The sequence below is a fragment of the Gluconacetobacter sp. genome, from assembly GCF_047721585.1.
Taxonomy (GTDB): domain Bacteria; phylum Pseudomonadota; class Alphaproteobacteria; order Acetobacterales; family Acetobacteraceae; genus Gluconacetobacter; species Gluconacetobacter dulcium.
Window position 1 is genome coordinate 1 of sequence record NZ_JBDNXE010000026.1, and the last position, 17,240, is coordinate 17,240.

At 65.2% G+C, this 17,240-nt stretch carries 17 protein-coding genes, 1 tRNA gene and 1 riboswitch; of the genes, 12 read left to right on the forward strand and 6 right to left on the reverse strand.

Annotation, left to right across the window (positions count from 1 at the left end; genetic code table 11):
- The 3 genes from ABF821_RS06980 to ABF821_RS06990 all read left to right on the forward strand — a co-directional run.
- Nucleotides 1–714, forward strand: a 714-nt coding sequence (locus ABF821_RS06980) for a membrane integrity-associated transporter subunit PqiC (protein ID WP_415529516.1), incomplete at its 5' end; no start/stop codon positions are given.
- Nucleotides 715–835: 121 nt separating this feature from the next.
- The gene (locus ABF821_RS06985) at nucleotides 836–1,402 is read left to right on the forward strand and encodes a hypothetical protein (protein ID WP_415529517.1); all 567 of its coding nucleotides are present in this window, start codon (nucleotides 836–838) and stop codon (nucleotides 1,400–1,402) included.
- Nucleotides 1,399–2,031 (forward strand): glutathione S-transferase family protein, encoded by a 633-nt coding sequence (locus ABF821_RS06990; RefSeq protein WP_415529518.1) that lies wholly within the window; start codon nucleotides 1,399–1,401, stop codon nucleotides 2,029–2,031. Before ABF821_RS06985 ends, ABF821_RS06990 begins: the two co-directional genes overlap by 4 nt.
- 76 nt (nucleotides 2,032–2,107) lie before the next feature.
- On the opposite strand, the gene ABF821_RS06995 is transcribed toward ABF821_RS06990, so the two are convergent.
- The 3 genes from ABF821_RS06995 to ABF821_RS07005 all read right to left on the reverse strand — a co-directional run bounded on the left by ABF821_RS06995 (nucleotide 2,108) and on the right by ABF821_RS07005 (nucleotide 5,073).
- The gene (locus ABF821_RS06995) at nucleotides 2,108–3,160 is read right to left on the reverse strand and encodes a purine nucleoside permease (RefSeq protein ID WP_259654688.1); all 1,053 of its coding nucleotides are present in this window, start codon (nucleotides 3,158–3,160) and stop codon (nucleotides 2,108–2,110) included.
- 62 nt (nucleotides 3,161–3,222) lie between these two features.
- Nucleotides 3,223–4,806: an adenosine deaminase family protein gene (locus tag ABF821_RS07000; protein ID WP_415529519.1), complete on the reverse strand. Its 1,584-nt coding sequence runs from the start codon at nucleotides 4,804–4,806 to the stop codon at nucleotides 3,223–3,225.
- 48 nt (nucleotides 4,807–4,854) lie between these two features.
- Nucleotides 4,855–5,073 (reverse strand): DUF1653 domain-containing protein, encoded by a 219-nt coding sequence (locus ABF821_RS07005; RefSeq protein WP_415529520.1) that lies wholly within the window; start codon nucleotides 5,071–5,073, stop codon nucleotides 4,855–4,857.
- Between the two features lie 96 nt (nucleotides 5,074–5,169).
- Here ABF821_RS07005 and ABF821_RS07010 point away from each other — a divergent pair, with 96 nt between their 5' ends.
- On the forward strand, nucleotides 5,170–5,745 hold the full coding sequence (locus tag ABF821_RS07010; RefSeq protein ID WP_415529521.1) for a hypothetical protein: 576 nt from the start codon (nucleotides 5,170–5,172) through the stop codon (nucleotides 5,743–5,745).
- Nucleotides 5,746–5,778: 33 nt separating this feature from the next.
- Here the strand turns inward: ABF821_RS07010 and ABF821_RS07015 are convergent, their stop codons facing one another.
- Nucleotides 5,779–6,474 carry a creatininase family protein gene (locus tag ABF821_RS07015; protein ID WP_182972149.1) on the reverse strand — a complete coding sequence of 232 codons (696 nt, stop codon included), beginning with the start codon at nucleotides 6,472–6,474 and terminating at the stop codon, nucleotides 5,779–5,781.
- A 24-nt stretch (nucleotides 6,475–6,498) separates the two neighbouring features.
- Nucleotides 6,499–7,425 (reverse strand): GntR family transcriptional regulator, encoded by a 927-nt coding sequence (locus ABF821_RS07020; RefSeq protein ID WP_182972150.1) that lies wholly within the window; start codon nucleotides 7,423–7,425, stop codon nucleotides 6,499–6,501.
- Nucleotides 7,426–7,814: 389 nt separating this feature from the next.
- Between ABF821_RS07020 and ABF821_RS07025 the strand changes: the two genes are divergently transcribed.
- Genes ABF821_RS07025 through ABF821_RS07040 form a run of 4 tightly spaced genes read left to right on the forward strand, consistent with a single transcriptional unit; the run spans nucleotide 7,815 to nucleotide 13,438 of the window.
- A complete protein-coding gene (locus ABF821_RS07025; RefSeq protein WP_415529522.1) occupies nucleotides 7,815–10,112 on the forward strand; it encodes a TonB-dependent receptor domain-containing protein in 2,298 nt (765 codons plus the stop codon).
- A 4-nt stretch (nucleotides 10,113–10,116) separates the two neighbouring features.
- Nucleotides 10,117–11,586 carry a peptide MFS transporter gene (locus ABF821_RS07030; RefSeq protein WP_415529523.1) on the forward strand — a complete coding sequence of 490 codons (1,470 nt, stop codon included), beginning with the start codon at nucleotides 10,117–10,119 and terminating at the stop codon, nucleotides 11,584–11,586.
- Entirely contained in the window at nucleotides 11,583–12,500 is a 918-nt protein-coding gene (locus ABF821_RS07035) for a polysaccharide deacetylase family protein (RefSeq protein ID WP_415529524.1), read from the forward strand. Before ABF821_RS07030 ends, ABF821_RS07035 begins: the two co-directional genes overlap by 4 nt.
- Complete coding sequence (locus ABF821_RS07040) at nucleotides 12,497–13,438, forward strand: isoaspartyl peptidase/L-asparaginase family protein (RefSeq protein WP_415529525.1); 942 nt, start codon at nucleotides 12,497–12,499, stop codon at nucleotides 13,436–13,438. The genes ABF821_RS07035 and ABF821_RS07040 overlap by 4 nt, the downstream gene beginning before the upstream one ends.
- Before the next feature lie 97 nt (nucleotides 13,439–13,535).
- Here ABF821_RS07040 and ABF821_RS07045 read toward each other — a convergent pair.
- Nucleotides 13,536–13,609: transfer RNA gene (locus ABF821_RS07045), tRNA-Gly, on the reverse strand.
- A gap of 137 nt (nucleotides 13,610–13,746) precedes the next feature.
- Nucleotides 13,747–13,827: riboswitch (SAM riboswitch) on the forward strand.
- Nucleotides 13,828–13,949: 122 nt separating this feature from the next.
- Between ABF821_RS07045 and metZ the strand changes: the two genes are divergently transcribed.
- From metZ to ABF821_RS07065, 4 genes are read left to right on the forward strand one after another with little or no spacing between them, the layout of a single operon-like run.
- On the forward strand, nucleotides 13,950–15,143 hold the full coding sequence (gene metZ, locus ABF821_RS07050; RefSeq protein WP_415529526.1) for an O-succinylhomoserine sulfhydrylase: 1,194 nt from the start codon (nucleotides 13,950–13,952) through the stop codon (nucleotides 15,141–15,143).
- An 18-nt stretch (nucleotides 15,144–15,161) separates the two neighbouring features.
- Nucleotides 15,162–15,638, forward strand: coding sequence for a Co2+/Mg2+ efflux protein ApaG (gene apaG / locus ABF821_RS07055; RefSeq protein ID WP_415529527.1), 477 nt, complete (start codon nucleotides 15,162–15,164; stop codon nucleotides 15,636–15,638).
- Nucleotides 15,639–15,682: 44 nt separating this feature from the next.
- Nucleotides 15,683–16,291, forward strand: a complete 609-nt coding sequence (gene folE / locus ABF821_RS07060) for a GTP cyclohydrolase I FolE (RefSeq protein WP_114726690.1) — start codon at nucleotides 15,683–15,685, stop codon at nucleotides 16,289–16,291.
- Nucleotides 16,292–16,319: 28 nt separating this feature from the next.
- On the forward strand, nucleotides 16,320–17,219 hold the full coding sequence (locus ABF821_RS07065) for a dihydrodipicolinate synthase family protein (RefSeq protein WP_415529528.1): 900 nt from the start codon (nucleotides 16,320–16,322) through the stop codon (nucleotides 17,217–17,219).
- The last annotated feature ends 21 nt before the right edge of the window (nucleotides 17,220–17,240 follow it).

Sequence of the window (17,240 nt, forward strand, 5' to 3'; positions counted from 1 at the left end):
CCGCGCGTCCACTGCGCTGCGCTGCGCCCGGCCAGCAGGCCCGCTCCGCTGCGATGCGCGCGGACCCCCGCCGGGCGGGCCGCTGCGCGGCACTCGCGCTCGGCAGCCCGGCTGGCAGAGCGGTTTTTGTCACCTCGCGCTTCAGCACGCCTGCTCGCCCTGCTGCTACCGGCCATGGTCGCCGCGTGCGCTTCGCCGCCGGTGCGGTTCTACACGCTGGGCGCGCCGGCCATCGCCACGGGCGCGGTGCCGGTCGGCAGCGTCACCCCGACGACGCCGGTCGTCACGGTCGCCCGCGTCACCCTGCCCGATTATCTCGATGGCCAGGATCTGATCGCCCGCGACGGCAACCGGATCGAACGCAGCGCCACCGGCCGCTGGGCCAGCCGCCTGTCGCTCGGCGCCACCGACCTGATTACCGCGCGACTGGCCGAAAGCCGCACCGACCTGTTCGTGACCGACCAGCCGCAGGTCCTGCCCGCGACCTGGCGCCTCGCGGTGAATATCAGCCGCCTCGACATCGCGCATGACGGCACGGCATCGCTCGTGGCCGACTGGTCGATCGTCCCGCATGACGAACGCCAGCCCCTGCTGCACCAGCGCGCCAGCCTGACCCGCCAAGGCCCCGCCGCGACCGACGATCAGGTCGCGACCCTGACCCAGGCGATCCTGAACGATCTGGCGGAGCGCATCGCCGCAAGCTGGCCACGCTGACGCCAACCCACCGCGCCTGACCAACGCATCGGGATGCAAGGGCCGAGGCCCTTGCCGGGTTCGGGCAGAGCCCGACCCTGACTCCCCGGCGCGCCGCCCCCGGACAGAGAACGGAAAAGCGATGAGCCCATTGGATGATTTCCTGCCGCGCTTCGATTTCAGCGAGCGGCACACGATCGACATCGCCGCTCCGGCCCACCGCATCATGGACATGGCCGCCGCGTGGCGGAACAAGGACGATCCGCTGATCCGCGCCGCCATCCGCCTGCGGGAGATACCCGCCCGGCTGCTCGGCCACACACGGCAACAGCCTCTGGACATTTCCGACTTCACATTGCTGGAGCGGCGGGGCGACGCGGCTCTGGTCTACGGCCTGATCGGTGCCTTCTGGCAGGCGGATTACGGGCTGCACGACATCCCGTCGGCGGACGCCTTTCGCGCCCCGCGCACGGACGATGTCTGCAAGCTGGTCATCGGCTTCACGCTCCAGCCCGGTGCCGGACCCACCCGCCGCCTGACGACCGAAACCCGCGTGCTGTGCGCCACGGCCCACGCAAGGAGCCGCTTCACGCCCTACTGGTATCTGATCCGACCCGTCAGCGGCCTGATCCGCCGCCGCGTGCTCGCGACCATCCGCGACCGATCGACCTCACCGCCCACTCGCCAGCCGGGTGGGGCATTATCATGAAACTGCACGATTACCCCACGGCCCCCAACCCACGGCGTGTCCGTTTCTTCATGGCCGAGAAAGGGCTGGCGATCCCGACCGTCACGGTCGATCTGGCGCAACGCGCGCAGTTCGCACCGGCCTTCCGCGCCCTCAATCCCGCCTGCATCGTTCCGGTGCTGGAACTGGACGACGGCACCGCGATCAGCGAGGTACCCGTCATCTGCCGCTATCTGGAAGATCGGCACCCCACCCCCACGCTGATGGGCGACACGGCGGAGCATCGCGCCGTCATCGGCATGTGGGACCGCCGCATGGAAAATGACGGCTATCTTGCCGCGATGGAGGCCGTGCGCAACAGCCTGCCGGGGCTGGCGGGGCGCGCCCTGGTCGGTCCGCACAATTATGCGCAGATCCCCGACCTCGCCACGCGCGGCCGTCAGAGACTGGCCGATTTCATGACCGACCTGAATGTCCGCCTGCGCGACACGTCCCATGTCGCGGGCGAGGCTTTCTCGATCGCCGACATCACCGCCTTCGTCACGCTCGATTTCGCGCGCGCCCGGCTGAAGCTGGCCCTGCCCGACGAGGCCACTGCCCTGCACGCCTGGTTCGCCCGGATCGCAGCCCGCCCAGGCGCTCAGGCGTAACCCTTCTCCAGGCCGGAGTGGCGATGCCGATCACCATGAGGACTCCCCGCCCCCGGAAAACCTGACAGGTGCGGCGTCACCGCCCCTGCGCGGGCGGCGTACCCGGGGTGTGCTCCCCATAGCGGTCCCAATGCAGCGCCAGTTCGCGCACAACGACGCTGCCGACCTGATAGGCGGCGGCCACAGCAGGCAGATAGCCCGAATACCCGCCTTCGCTGGCCTCGGATTTCAGCAGTTGGGCAGCCGTCTCGCCGGGCGGCGGCATGTCGAAATTGCTGGCGGTTCGCAGCACCAGCACGCGGTCCGGGTCCACCCGCCCCGCCTGGGCCTGAAGCGTCAGGGCCTGCATGAGGCCGACATCCTCCTCCGCCGTGGTCGCGAAGGTGCCCTTGCCCCCGGTCCAGTAGCCGACCCAGCGCTCGGCCCAGCGATTCATGCGCGCACCCACCCAGAATGTCTCGCTGGAGAGCGTATCGCCCAGCAGCACCGCCGGCGGCTTCTGCGCCTGCGGATACCCGACATAGCGCGCCCGGATCGCCTTCAGCGCCGGCGTGTCGGGCAATGTCACCGAGCGCGTCAGATCATACGCCCAGGCGACCAGCGCGGGATTGAGCGTATATTCCATGTCGCCGGAGAGCGAATGCAGGGGCGGCACGGGGCTGTCGGTCGGCGTGCTGCCCTGCACCGGCGTATAGCCGTCCGGCCAGTCGGATGGAATTTCGCGCGCATCGACGGCATGCGCCAGCCCGCCATTGACGATGCGCGGCGCCCACACCGCCCCGCCGACCGATCCGAAATTGGGATCGATCCCCGCGATGCCCGCCAGTACGAAATAAGCCCGCCGCAGGTCGAAACGCGGGTCCAGCACCAGCGCGGTGATGGCCGAGGCCATATGTTCCGGCCCCTCGCCACTGGCGATGCCAAGCACCTGCAAGTCGGGATTGTAACGCATCACCCCATGCCACGTACCCGGCGCCGGCAGTTCCTGCCGTAGAGGCAGCTTTTCCACCCAGGTCTGGAACTCGCCCGGCGTGTCGCCGGTATCCTTGCCGATCTCGAACGTGGTCACCACCACCACGCGCACGGGAATCTGCTCCGCACGCGCCGCGACCGCACCGCCGGCGACCATTGTCCCCAGCAGACACACCACCGCCAGCCGTCGCCCCGCCCGTTTCCGCATTATGCCTGTCCTCATGCCGGTCCATGCCCCTTCGCGCGCACGGGCACGGCGGACGCATTCCGCCCCGCCGCGCGGATCATCGTGGTTTCAAAATCATGCAGACGCGCTTCCAGCGTCCATTGCAGCCGCGCCTTCTCGCTCGCGGCCAGAAAATCATGGCACGCCCCCGCGTCAGGCACCGCCCCAGCGGGCACGGAGGCACAGGCCGCGACCATGCGGAACGGCGCCACCCCGCGCCACAGACTGGCGCCGGGGACGAAGGCATATTCCAGACCGGAACGCGACAGGTCCCGCAACGCGGCATAATCCAGCGCATAGACCGTCGCCGCCCGCGCATATTCATGCGTCAGGTCGATGCGCGACACCCCCTCGTCATCGGTCGACAGCGCCACCGGCACCCCCGCCGCGCGATAGGCGTTCAGCGGATGCCCCGCCCCGGCAATGCCGAGAATGACGTCATTGCTGGTCAGGTTGATCTCCACCATCACCCGGCGCCGCGCCATTTCCGCCATCAACCCGTCCGGATCGTCCTCATGCAGGATATCGACCCCATGCCCGATCCGCCGCGCGCCCGCGATCTCCACCGCCTGCCGGATATGGTCCCGCAACCCTTCGGGCGGCACCAGCCCCGGCGCCAGTTCCCCGGCATGCAGCGACAGTTTCACCCCCGGATCGCGCGCCGCCAGCCAGCCGAACATGCGCATATGCAGGCCATAATCCCGCATCGCCACCGCGTCGTCCTCGGGCGCCACGATATTCACGCCGACAAAGCGCGGATCGGCCTTGACCAGCGCGTAGCCGAAATCAAGCTGCGGAAAGACCATGGCCGGCGGCATGGTGCGGATGGTCTGGTACAGATAGCGGACCGCCACCCCGCATCCCGGCGCGGCCTGCGCGGTCCCGCAATGCAGCACGGCCCGCATCCGCGTCTCCATCGCATCGACCTCCTGCCGCGCCGCCCCGACCAGCGCCGGCAGTTCGGCGGCGATGGCGCGATCGGCCTCGGCAAAAGCCTCGCCCTGCAACGGATGCCGCACCCCCAGCCCCGCCACCGGACCAAGCTGGGGCGAGATCATCAATTCCAGATACAGCACATGATCGCCGGCCGCGTGCGTCACCGCCTCGGCCAGCATATCGCCACCATGGGCGGCCTGCACGGCTCCGAACCGCCCGAACGTCGCAAAGAAATGGTCATGCCCCGACCGGTCCGAAGCCGTCGGCACGAAATCGCGCATCGACAGCGCATCGATCATGTCGGCCCGCAGATCCGGCTTGCCGGCAAGTTCGGCGGCCCGAACCCGCCCCGCTTCATCCGGTGCACAGGCGCCCTTGAGAATCCGCCCCTGCGCGGGCGAAACGCACAACCCGTCCTGCGCCGCCCAATCCAGCATGTTCTCGGCATAAATCGCGCCGGCCAGATGATTATGCAGGTCCGCCCCCTTGGGCATGGCACGCAGCAATTCCTCCAGCCGGGCCGGATCACGATCCAGCAGCACGAACGCGCGCGACGCGGCATCGGACGAGGGCGCGGCGACAGCCGCACCGGACAGGGTCAGCCCGGCAGCCAGGGCACAGATAAGGGAGAGTCGTGACATGACGCGATGGTGCGGCGACCGATTCAAAAACGCAACAGGCCGCGTCTTTCAGCCCGCTGCGTCGCGTACGGGGCTGAAACGCGGCACGCCGTCCACATCCTCGACCCACATGGCCAGCGGCCGCACCCAGTAATCGCCGCGCGCTTCGCTGCGATAGGTCACCAGCCATTCCTCGGTCTCGGAATGCCGGCCGACACAGATCAGGGTGTACAGTCCGCCTTTATAATGACGGTAAAACCCCGGCCGTGTCCTTTCGGTCTCGTTCATGCGTTACTACCCTCACGGTGCTCCGGATCTCGATCCGGAGCCAGCCTCTCCCCAGGCAGCCCTCAAGGCCGCCCGCGAACCGACGGACCCCATCGCATGATTCGCCCACCCCGTCATACCCGCTTCCTCGCCACGCTGGCCGCCGCCATGGCGTTGGCCCACGCGCCCGCCGCTCTCTCCGCCCCCCGCCACCAGCCATCCGCCACAACCGAAAGCGGCGACCCGGTCATCCTGGCCCAGCAACCCGGCGGCGCGCTGGACCAGACAGCCCGCACCCTGAACCAGTCCGACCTCGCGGCGGCCGTAAAGAAGGGCGATACCCCCGTAGTGCTGGTCGGCTCCGCCCCGCTCTCGACCCACGCCGGAGACACGGCATTGTTCGTACAATTGCAATCGGCCAATCTCTGCGGCTCGGCCGGCTGCGCCACCTCGGTCTATCTGCGGCGCGACCGGAAGGACTGGGTCAAGGTGCTGGATTCGGTCAGCGGCCCGATCGCCCTGTCCCGCCGCAGCCACGGCGGCATGCGCGACCTGATCGTGGACAGTACCGACCGCTGGGTCTGGAACGGCACCACCTACCACGACACCATGCCTGCCGCGTCAGACAGCGACCTGCGCCAATCCATCGAACGCTTCCAGGCCCGACATCCCGAGCGACAGCAACAACAATAGTTTTGCCGCCATGGCGCCGATGCTGGCCGACGTTCAGACCGCCGCAACGATCCGCCGCGTCTCCTCAACCGCCACGCTCCATATGGCGTGCATTTCAGCGTCCGCACGCTCGTAACGCCCGCCAAAATTACCGTCACCGAGGCAGTCCCGGGCCATTTCCGGCGTCGCATCATGCAGTTGCTCCGGCCTGATGGCCGGCTTTTCGCCGTCGGGCTGGGCAATGCCGGCAATCCGCGTCCACGGAAAATTCTCCATCCAGGACGCATGCATCGCCACCGGATCGGTCTCCATGACGAGACGCCAGGTTTCTGAAGACCGCCACCAGTCATGAAACAACGCTCTGCAATCAGGTTTTTCTTCAAACCACAAGGAAAGCGCCGGCCAGATCGGGCTATTGCCCCCATGGCCGTTCACGAACACGAAACGCCGAAATCCCTGGCCATGCAGACTGGCGAGCAGGTCCTCAAGGAGAGCAAGATAGGTTTCACTGCGAAGGGAGATCGTACCGGGATAGGCCAGAAAGCGCGGCGTCATGCCATACGGAACGACAGGGCAGACCGGTACGCCCAGTGGCGCACACGCTTCAAGCGCCACACGCTCGGCCAGGATCGCATCGGTGAACAGGCTTAGATAGGCATGCTGCTCGGTCGAACCGAGCGGAACGACGATGCGGTCATCCTCCTCCAGATAGGCCTCGACCTGCATCCAGTTCATCTCGCGTAAATTCATGATTCTTCCTGTAACATGCGCCCTTTATGGCCGCCGTGTGGTCAGTTCCGCGATCAGGCGGCTGACATCATGGGGGTTGGGCGTGTGCTGATACTCGAAATAGACCGATTCATCGGGAAATTTCAGGCCGAGATCATCCGCGCCGGTCGCATAGACAATCACGTCGGCATTCTTCATCAGATCCTGGCATTCCGGTGCATCAATCAGAACGACGGCAGGCTCCGTGATATGGGGAGCGAACTGCTCGACCCCCGCTTTCATCGACCCCGCAAATTCCGGATTGATGACGACGAGAACAACGCGACTCCCCGGATCGATCTGCGCCAGCTTCATCCGAGTCTCCATCGACGGAATGAAGGTGATGACCGCCACACCCAACCCGGGCAGCATACGCGCGACTTCCGCACGCCGGTGAGCAAATGTCACAGCCATCTGACACAAGTCAACACGCTGCCGTTCCGAAGGATTGGTCTGCAACTGCGTGATGGTCGTCGGCAGAAAACGTACTTTTCTTTCGCTCAGCCGTTCCATCTGCCGACAATAGGCAATCGTGGTCTGCATGAAATTGCCGACGACCATCACCGATGGTGGCGGCACGCCCAGACCACCGCCCTCCATCCGCGCGCTGACCAGACCCAGAACCTCGCTCGTACTCAACCCCAGCGCTCGGGCACGGGTGACCAGCGCATCGATGGACGACTGAATCTCCGAACTGCGTCCACCGCGCGTAGGCCATCCTGCCATCAGGTCGGCAACGAAAGTCCCCGCCCCCGTCCGTCCGCGCAACACACCGCCACGTTTGAGTTCGGCATAGACCTGCCCCACCGTCACCGGAGAAATGCCCAGCCGCTCGGCCAGTTCGCGTACCGGAGGCAAGCGCTGGCCCGGCCGGATGACACCCAGGCCGATACCATATTCGATCTGCCCCTTGAGTTGCGTTCCAATGGGCAACTCGAGTGTCCTGTCGATCCGGAAAAGGGTTACGTCCAGACGCTCGAATTCTTCCTGCCCTCGCGCGTCGAGGTTGGCGCTGTCCTGTCGAATGACCCATCCTCCCCGTTGCCGGCCGACAACCGGGCCGTCACGACGGCATTCCGACTGGGCCCGATCTGCACGAACATATTAGAATGGAAACTTGTTACATACAAGGATGCTAAAATCGGCCATTTTGTCCATCTTGTATCATTGCAGAGTAACATATTGTGTGCTTAATCCGATAACGGTTCGTTCCGGTCAATGAATGACCAGCCGGCGGACTCGACGACCCGACATGACGCAACGGAGACGCAGGCACGCATATGTTCACCAGAAAGATGACCCCCCTCGGCGCCGCAGCCTTCATGCTGCTGTCCTCGACCGCCCTGGCCGCGACGCCACCGGATGCCCATCCTCGCCAGAAGCCGCACGCCGGCTCGGAGCATCCACACACCGATTCCGCGGCAAAGAACGAAAGCGTCATGGTCACCGCCGCCCTGCGGGCCGCCCACAGCGCAATCACCGACGTGTCCCGCAAAGACATGGAAAAATTCGTCGCCGGCACCAGCCCACTCAAGATTCTTGGCAGCCTGACGGGTGCGAACTTCGTGTCGAACGATCCGCTCGGTCTCGATATCTATTCCAAATCGTTCTACGTACGCGGCTTCAACCAGAGCCAGCTCGGCGCCACCCTCGACGGCATTCCGCTCGGCGATCAGTCTTACAACAAATATAACGGCCTCGACGTCAACTCGGCGATCACGCAGGACAATATCGCCCGCATGAATCTCAGCCAGGGCGGCGGAGACGTCACACTTCCATCGACCAGTGAACTCGGCGGCGCGATGGAATTCTACTCCGCCGATCCGGCCGACAAGGCTGGCGGCATCATTTCTCAGATGTTCGGCAGCTACAACAGCTATCGCACTTATGTAAAAGGCGACACTGGCACATTCACCCGTTTCGGCACGAAGGCCTACATCTCCTACATGCGCGTCGATGGCGACAAGTGGAAGGGCTATGGTGATCAGTTCACCCAGCAGGTCAACGCCAAGATCGTCCAGCCGATCGGCGACAACAGCAGCATCAAGGCCTTTTTCAACTGGAGCGACCTCGCACAGTACGAGTATCAGGACCTGTCGCTCGAACTGCTGCACAAGGTCGGCCAACGTCTGGACAATTACGCACCCGACTATCGCACCGCCTACCTGGCCGCCCAGGGTATCTACCCCGCGTCCTTCACGTCGCTGTCCGATCCCGCCGATGCCGCCTATTACAATGGCGGACAGGCCGAACGCGACTATCTGGGCGGCCTGACGCTCGATTTCGACATGGGCCATCATATCCGCTGGAAGACCCTGTTCTACGGCCATGGCAGTCAGGAATATTCGACCTGGGCCAACCCTTACGTCGCCTCGCCGACTGGCGCTCCTCTGTCGTTCATGGCCATCCCCGAGCAGGTCCGGCGCCTCGGCTTCACAACCGAGATGACACACACATACGGAAACAACGTTCTGCGCACAGGTGTATGGTTCGAGAACAACGCATACAATATCGGTAAATATTATTATTCCGAGCCCGTTCTGGGTCAGGGCGCTCCGATCGGTGCCGTCGGTCCGTTCAACACCTATGGTGGTCCGTTCGCCCAAGTCTGGGGAATGGGTTTCAACACCAACACGGTCCAGTATCACCTCACCGACACGTATCACGTCCTGCCCGGCCTCGCGATCACGGGTGGTTTCAAGTCGCTGGTCGTCACAACGGCCGGCGGCGCGAACGAAAACAACACTACCTATACCCACGTCGATCAGTTGCCGAACGGCAGCGTCACCTCGTCGGCTGCATTCCTGCCGCACGTCAACATCGACTGGCATTTTCTCAAGAATCACGAAATCTATTTCGACGTCGCCGAAAATATGCGCGCCTTCACTTACGAAGGCTACCAGTCAGGCAGCGTGCCCTCGCTATGGGGCGTCAAGAACCAGGCGGCATTCGACGTCGCGCGCCGGACACTGCATCCTGAACGGAACTGGACTTACGTCGTCGGCTATCATTATTACGGCAAGGTCGTATCGGCCTCGGTCGACGCCTACCGCTCCAACTTCACCAACCGCCTGGGCCTCATGGCCTCCGGCTCGCTGGTCAATCCAACCTCGACCGTCGGCAATCTCGGCGGCGTGACCATGAACGGCGTAGATGCCGACGTCGTGATCCGTCCGGTCCGCCACCTCGCGATCGACAACAGCATCAGCTATAATCACTCGACCTACGACAACAACATCACCTCCGCGGGCATGCTCTATCACCTGCAAGGCAAGAAAGTTCCCGCCTATCCCCAGTTCATGTATAAAACGAGCCTGATCTACAGCTACCACGGGCTCTCCGCGCATTTCGATGCAAACTACATCTCGCGGCGCTATCTCAGCTACACGAACGACACCAGTGTACCCGGCTTCTGGATGACCAATATCGGCGCACGCTACAGCTTCGGCCAGCAGAGCATTTTCCGCGACCTCTCGGTCTCGTTCGATGTCTACAACCTACTGAACACGCCATACATCTCCACGGTGGGTGAACAGGGCTTCCCCCTGGAGGGCGACCGCCAATCCCTGCTGGCAGGCTCCCCCCGCCAGTTTTTCGGCTCCGTCAGCGCCAAGTTCTGACGTGATGGAAGCCCGCCGACGCATCTTCCTGCGGATCGCAACGCTCGAACTGTGCGAACGGTTCGGTTTCTATGGTCTGCAAAGTGTCTCGATCCTGTATTTCGTCAAAACCATGGGCCTATCGGAACAGGGCGCCATCATGCTGTGGGGCGCGTTCAGCGCCCTCATGTTCGGCGTACCCGTTCTGGGCGGCTGGCTTGGCGACAGGATCCTGGGCGCCCGGCGCACCGTCGCGGTGGCGCTCGCGCTTCTGGCCACCGGTTATACCGGGCTAGCCAGCGGCGTGGGCGGCGCGGCTGGCATCTCCCTCGTACTGGCCGTCCTGGTCTGCGGCGGCGGCATCTTCAAGCCCAACATCACCAGCCTGCTGCGTCATGCCTTCAGCGACGGCGATGACCGGCTCGATATCGTGTTCACCATCTATTACATGTCCATCAATATCGGGGCGACGATCGCAGCCCTCGCCATCCCCTTCCTCGCCGTGCATATCGGCTGGCAGGCGAGCTTCGGCGTCTCCTCCGCCGTGCTCTGGGCAGGCTTCGCCGTCTCGCTGACACTGCCGGCCACCACGCCCGCCCCGACCGGCGCGGCAGATCGCCGCCTGTGGCTGCTGCTCGCCGCCGGTATCGGCGCCGCGTTCACGCTGCTGCATTACCCGACCCTGGCCCGAACCTGCATCTGGATCGCCGCCACCGCCATTCTTCTGATCTGGATCGTGCTTTACCGGCGCGCGGCACCGGCCTGGCGCGCGGGCCTCAAACTGTCCTTTGCCCTCCAGGCCGAAGCTATCCTGTTCTTCCTGTTCAATCAGCAGATCGCAACGTCCCTTACCGGCTTCGCGCGCGACCATGTCGCGGGCACCATCCACATGGCGGGCATGGACTGGATCGTGCAGCCCGGCCAGTTCCAGTCGCTGAACAATCTCTGGATCCTCATCTTCGCCCCCTGCCTTGCCGCGCTGTACCATAGCGCGGCGCGAAAAGGGCGCCCTATTTCCGTTCCCATCCGCTTCTTGTGCGGCTTCGTGCTGCTGACGGGCTCTTTCATCCTGTGGCGCACGGCCGCCCTGGCAGGAGCGGCTGGCCCGGTCTCTCCTTGGTGGATGGTTGCGGGATATGCACTGTTCTCTCTGGGCGAACTCCTGATCGCGGCCCTCGGCCTCGCCGTCATCGCTCGCTACGCGCCACCCGATGCGGTCGGTCGACTGATGGGCTGCTTTTCCGTCCTCGGCGGCCTTGCGAGCTATCTCGGCAGCCTCGTCGCCACCGATGCCACCTATGGAGCAGCAGGCACCGGCACAGCATCAACCGCCGGCTATACCCATCTGTTCGGAAATCTCGCCGCACTCGCGGCCATCGTCGCACTCGCCTCCGCGCTGTTCATCCCCTTCGCCCGCAGGATGGACGCACATTGGCGCCGTGCCCTTCTCACCTCCCCCTCCACCGACGAAACGCCTCCGGAAATCCTGCCATGACAATGCCTTCCGACGCGCCCCTCCCTCCTTGGCGATGGCCCGAAAGCCGCTGGCGCGCGGCCGTCGGGCGTGCCCGGGCCGGGCGCTCGCTGCATCCCGCGACATGGCCGGGCGGCGCACGTTGCGCCTTCGCCATCTCTTTCGATGCGGACCACGACACGATCCCCCTCCGCGATGGCGACGAAAGCCCGATGCGGATCAGCCAGGGCCATTACGGCAACCGTCGCGGCGTGCCACGCATCCGAGCGTTGCTGCAACGCCACGGGGTTCCGGCAACTTTTTTCTACCCGGCCGTTTCAGCCCTCCTCTACCCCGAGGAATTGCGCGGCATCGTCGCCGACGGGCATGAAATCGGTATCCATTCATGGATTCACGAGCGCAATACCCACCTAGACGCCGAAACCGAGATGGATCTGACATCGCGCGCGCGCGATGTACTGCAGGATATCAGCCGCAGCCCGGTCGTCGGCATCCGCACGGCAAGCTGGGATTTCTCGGTCGCTACCCTGCCCATCATCCGCCAGATGGGCCTGCTGTACGATAGCAGCCTGATGGCCGATGACGATCCATACGAACTGATGCAGGACGGAGAAGCCACCGGCGTCGCCGAATTGCCGCCCGAATGGATCAGGGACGACGCCGTCTATTTCAACTTCGACCGCTTCTCGGCCTTGCGCCCATACACGGCCCCGCGCGATGTGCTGGACATCTTCATGGCCGAATTCCAGGGCGCTCATGACGAAGGCGGCCTGTTTCTGCTGACGCTGCACCCACACATCAGCGGCCACCGTAGCCGCATAGGCGTCATCGCCTCCTTGCTCGAAGCCGCCCGGCGGAAAGGCGATGTCTGGTTCGCCACACACGAGCAAGTGGCCACCTGGTGCATGGCCCAATCGAACGGAAAGACATCATGACCACGACATCGCCCCGCCGCCCCGTCATCGCCCTCCATGGCGGGTGCGGCGTCATGTCCCGCGCCCTCCTGTCCGAGGCGGAATGGACCAACGCACGCGCAGACATCCGCAAGGCTCTTGAAGCCGGATATACGATTCTGTCCGAAGGCGGCTCCGCCGTTTCGGCCGTCGAATCCTGCGTGACGGTCCTGGAGGATTCCCCGCATTTCAACGCCGGGCACGGCGCCGCGCTGAACGCCGCCGGACAACATGAACTGGATGCTTCGATCATGGACGGGGCAACTGCTCAGGCAGGCGCCGTCGCGGGCGCCCAGGCGGTACGAAACCCTGTGCGCCTGGCCCGACAACTCATGGAGCAGAAGATTCCCATGATGCTCGCCGGCCCGGCCGCCGACGCGTACGCCGCAGCCCACGGGCTGGAAACAATGCCCCAATCCTATTTCACCACGCCGCGCCGGGCAGAAGCCCTGGCAACAATGCGCGCGCACGATCAACTGGGCACCTTCGCCAGCGAAAGCGAGAAGCACGGCACGGTCGGCGCGGTCGCACTGGATTGCAACGGGAATCTCGCAGCCGCCACATCCACCGGCGGCTTTACCAACAAGGCGGTCGGCCGTGTGGGCGACAGCGCCATCATCGGCGCCGGCACCTACGCACGGAACGGCGTCTGCGCCGTATCCTGCACCGGACAGGGTGAACAGTTCATCCGCCATGTCGTGGCACACGAAATCGCGGCGCGAATGCGTTACGAGCACCGCCCGCTCGCCGACGTCACCAGCGCAATCCTGAAGGAGGCCTTCACGCCACATGGAATCGGCGGCGGCATCATCGCCATCGACCAGGCGGGTACGATCAGCGCGGAATTCAATACCGAAGGCATGTTTCGCGGCTGGATCGACGCCAACGGCACACTCTTCGTCGCCACCCACAAGGACTGAGCCGCAAGCCCGACTGCATCGAAGCGGAGGGACCCGGACGGGCCGCGCACAGAAAACAGAAAGATGACTGTATCAGCGCGTATTTTTTCAGAGATTCTGGAGCGGGTGAAGGGAATCGAACCCTCGTATGCAGCTTGGGAAGCTGCCGTTCTACCATTGAACTACACCCGCGTCGCGTTCAGCCCTATACCTCACCGCACGTCCCGACGCAATCCGCTGAGTTGCTCCACAACTGCCGCCGCCCCACTATGGTTGACGAGCGCCCCCCCGATCCGCAATAACCCTGTCGTCCGATAGCCCCCATGGGACCAACGGACCCTCGGGATTTGGATCGGCCGGCTTGCGACGAGGTTAAACAGACGCGCTAAAGAGGCCTGACACCGCCAGACTCCGCGGGCGTCACGGTTTCCACGGTCGGATTGCCGCGTCAGGACGCGGGGCCATGGAACCGGTTCGTCACCCAGACGCTCCCAACCTCGACCTCCTGACGGTTTTGTTCCGGGAACTGACGATGAGTAACGACTCCACCTACCGGCCCGCCACCCGCCTGCTGCATGCGGGCGTCGAGCGCACGCCCTTCGGCGAGACGAGCGAGGCGATGTTCCTCACCTCCGGCTTCGTCTACGACAATGCCGAGCAAGCCGAGGCCACCTTCACCGGCGATGTCGTCCATTACCAGTACAGCCGCTTCGGCAACCCCACCGTCGCGGCGCTGGAATCCCGCCTGGCGGACCTCGAGGGCGCCGAGGCCTGCATCGCGACATCCACCGGCATGGGCGCCGTCTCCTCGGCCCTGCTGTCGCACGTCAAGGCCGGCGACCGGGTCGTGGCGTCGCGCGCTCTGTTCGGCTCCTGCCACTGGATCGTCGCCAACCTGCTGCCGCGCTACGGCGTCGAAACCGAATTCGTCGACGGGCACGACCTGGATGCCTGGGCCGCCGCCCTCTCCCGCCCGACGGCGGCGGTGCTGCTGGAAAGCCCGTCCAACCCGATGCTCGACATCCTGGATATCCGGGCAATCTCCGACCTCGCACACAAGGCTGGCGCGCTGGTGGTGGTCGATAACGTCTTCGCCACCCCGCTCTACCAGAAGCCGCTGGAACTGGGCGCCGACGTGGTCGTCTATTCCTGCACCAAGCATATCGACGGCCAGGGCCGCGTGCTGGGCGGCGCGGTGCTGGGCCGCCGCGACTGGATCACCGAAACGCTGCAACCCTTCACCCGCAACACCGGCAACGCCCTGTCGCCGTTCAACGCGTGGGTGATGCTGAAGGGCCTGGAAACGCTGCCGCTGCGCGTGCGCGCAATGACCGAGAATGCCGCGGCAGTCGCCGACCATCTGGCCGCTGCCGAGGGCGTGACCCGCGTTTTCTACCCCGGCCGCGCCGACCACCCGCAATACGAACTGGCCAGACGCCAGATGAGCGACGCCTCCACGCTGGTGGCGTTCGAGGTCGCGGGCGGCAAGGAAGGCGCATTCGCCTTCATGAACGCCCTGCGCCTGATCGCGATCTCCAACAATCTGGGCGACGCCCGCTCGATGGTCACCCACCCGGCCACCACCACGCACATGAAGATCGGCCCCGAGGAACGCGCGCGTCTGGGCATCAGCGACGGCGCGATCCGCTTCTCCGTCGGCCTGGAAGATATCGCCGACCTGAAAGACGACCTCGATCGCGGCCTCGCGGCCCTGCGGTCGCGCTGAACCAACGGGAAGCACGCCATGGCCATTGACAGACCGCCACCGCCGGGAATGCCCCCGGACCCGGATGCCGCTCTGGCGGAGGCCATGGAAGGCGCCCCCTGTTACGAGGCGACCACCAACGCGATCCGCGTAGTCGTGCAGACCTTCTGGCTGGACGACCAGTCCACGCCCGAGGAACACCGCTTCGCCTGGGCCTATCGCATCCGGATCGAGAATCTGGGCGGCGAGACGGTCCAGCTCCTGCGCCGCACGTGGGAAATCATGGACGGCACCGGCCGGATGGAGCATGTCCACGGCGACGGCGTGGTCGGCGAACAGCCGGTGCTGGAACCCGGCCAGGTCTTCGAATACACGTCGGGCACCGGCCTGCAGACGCCGACCGGTTTCATGCGCGGCCATTACCACATGATCGACACCCGCTCGCACCAGCCGTTCGACGTCCAGGTCCCCCCCTTCAGCCTGGATTGCCCCTACCACCCCGCCATCATCCACTAACGCGCCGCGCACGCTTCGCCCCGAAGACAGGATTCATGACCGAAATGTCCCAGGCCCCCCTTCTGCGCCCCTCCCGCGAGGAGGCGGAAGATGCGATCCGCACCCTGCTGCGCTGGGCAGGCGAGGACCCGTCGCGCGAAGGGCTGCTGGACACGCCCGGCCGCGTCGTACGCTCCTACGAGGAATTCTTCGAAGGCTATGGCGAGGACCCGTCAGCCATCCTGTCGCGCACCTTCTCCGAGGTCGATGATTACGACGAGATCGTCCTGCTGCGCGACATCCGCTTCGAAAGCCATTGCGAACACCATATGGTGCCGATCATCGGCGTCGCCCATGTCGCCTACCTGCCCAGCAAGCGGGTGGTCGGCATCTCGAAACTGGCCCGCGTCGTCGATGCCTTCGCCCGCCGTCTGCAAATCCAGGAACGCCTGACGGCACAGATCGCCAACACGATCAACGACGTGCTGCAACCGCACGGTGTCGCCGTGATCCTGGAAGCCGGCCACCAGTGCATGACCACGCGCGGCGTCCACCGCCCCGGCGTCTCGATGGTCACCAGCCGCATGCTGGGCGTCTTCCGCAGCAATTCCGATACAAGGCGCGAGCTGATGTCCATGCTCAACCGCCCCTCGGTCGCTACCGCCCACCTGTAATATCCCCTCTCCGAGACCGAGTCCGCGCATGTCGATCTTCCACGGCCTGTCCGCTTTCCCGATCACACCGGCCGACGCGCACGGAACCGTGGATGTCGAAGGCGTCGCCCGCCTGACGACGTATCTCTCGGCGGCCGGGGTCGATTCCATCGGCCTGCTCGGCAGCACCGGCACCTATGCCTATCTCACGCGCGCCGAACGGCGCCGGGCCATCGCTGCCGCAGTCGAAAGCGTCAGCGGCCGCACGCCCCTGATCGTGGGCATCGGTACATTGCGCACCGACGACGCTCAGGCCCTCGCGCGCGACGCCGAGGCCGAAGGCGCCGACGGCCTGCTGATGGCTCCGGTTTCCTACACGCCCCTGACGCAGGAAGAGGCATACCAGCACTATGTGGCGGTCGCCGGCGCCACCGGCCTGAAGCTGTGCATCTACAACAACCCCGGCACCACCCATTTCACCTTCGGCATGGAACTGCTCGAACGACTGGCGGACGTCCCCAACATCGCCGCCGTCAAGATGCCCCCTCCACCCGAAGGCACCCTCGCCGACGAACTCTCCCGGCTCCGGGCCGGCCCGGTGGGCAAACTGGCAATCGGCTGTAGCGGCGACTGGATCGCCGCCGAAGCCCTGCTGGCGGGATACGACGGCTGGTTCAGCGTCCTTGGCGGCTTTCTGCCGCACCTGGCGCGCACCCTGACCACCGCCGCGCAAAACGGCGACCACGCCACGGTTCTGCATTACAGCCAGAAACTCCGGCCATTATGGGCGCTTTTCCGTGCGTTCGGCAGCCTCCGCGTCGCCTACGCCGCACTCAATCACCTGGGACTGTCCGAGGCCACGCCACCCAGGCCGATCCTTCCCCTGCCCGAGCCCGACCGGCAGCGCGTGGCCGAGGCCCTCCGCGCGTGCTGCGAAAACACGCCCTGAGGGCCATTCTGCCGTCGGAAA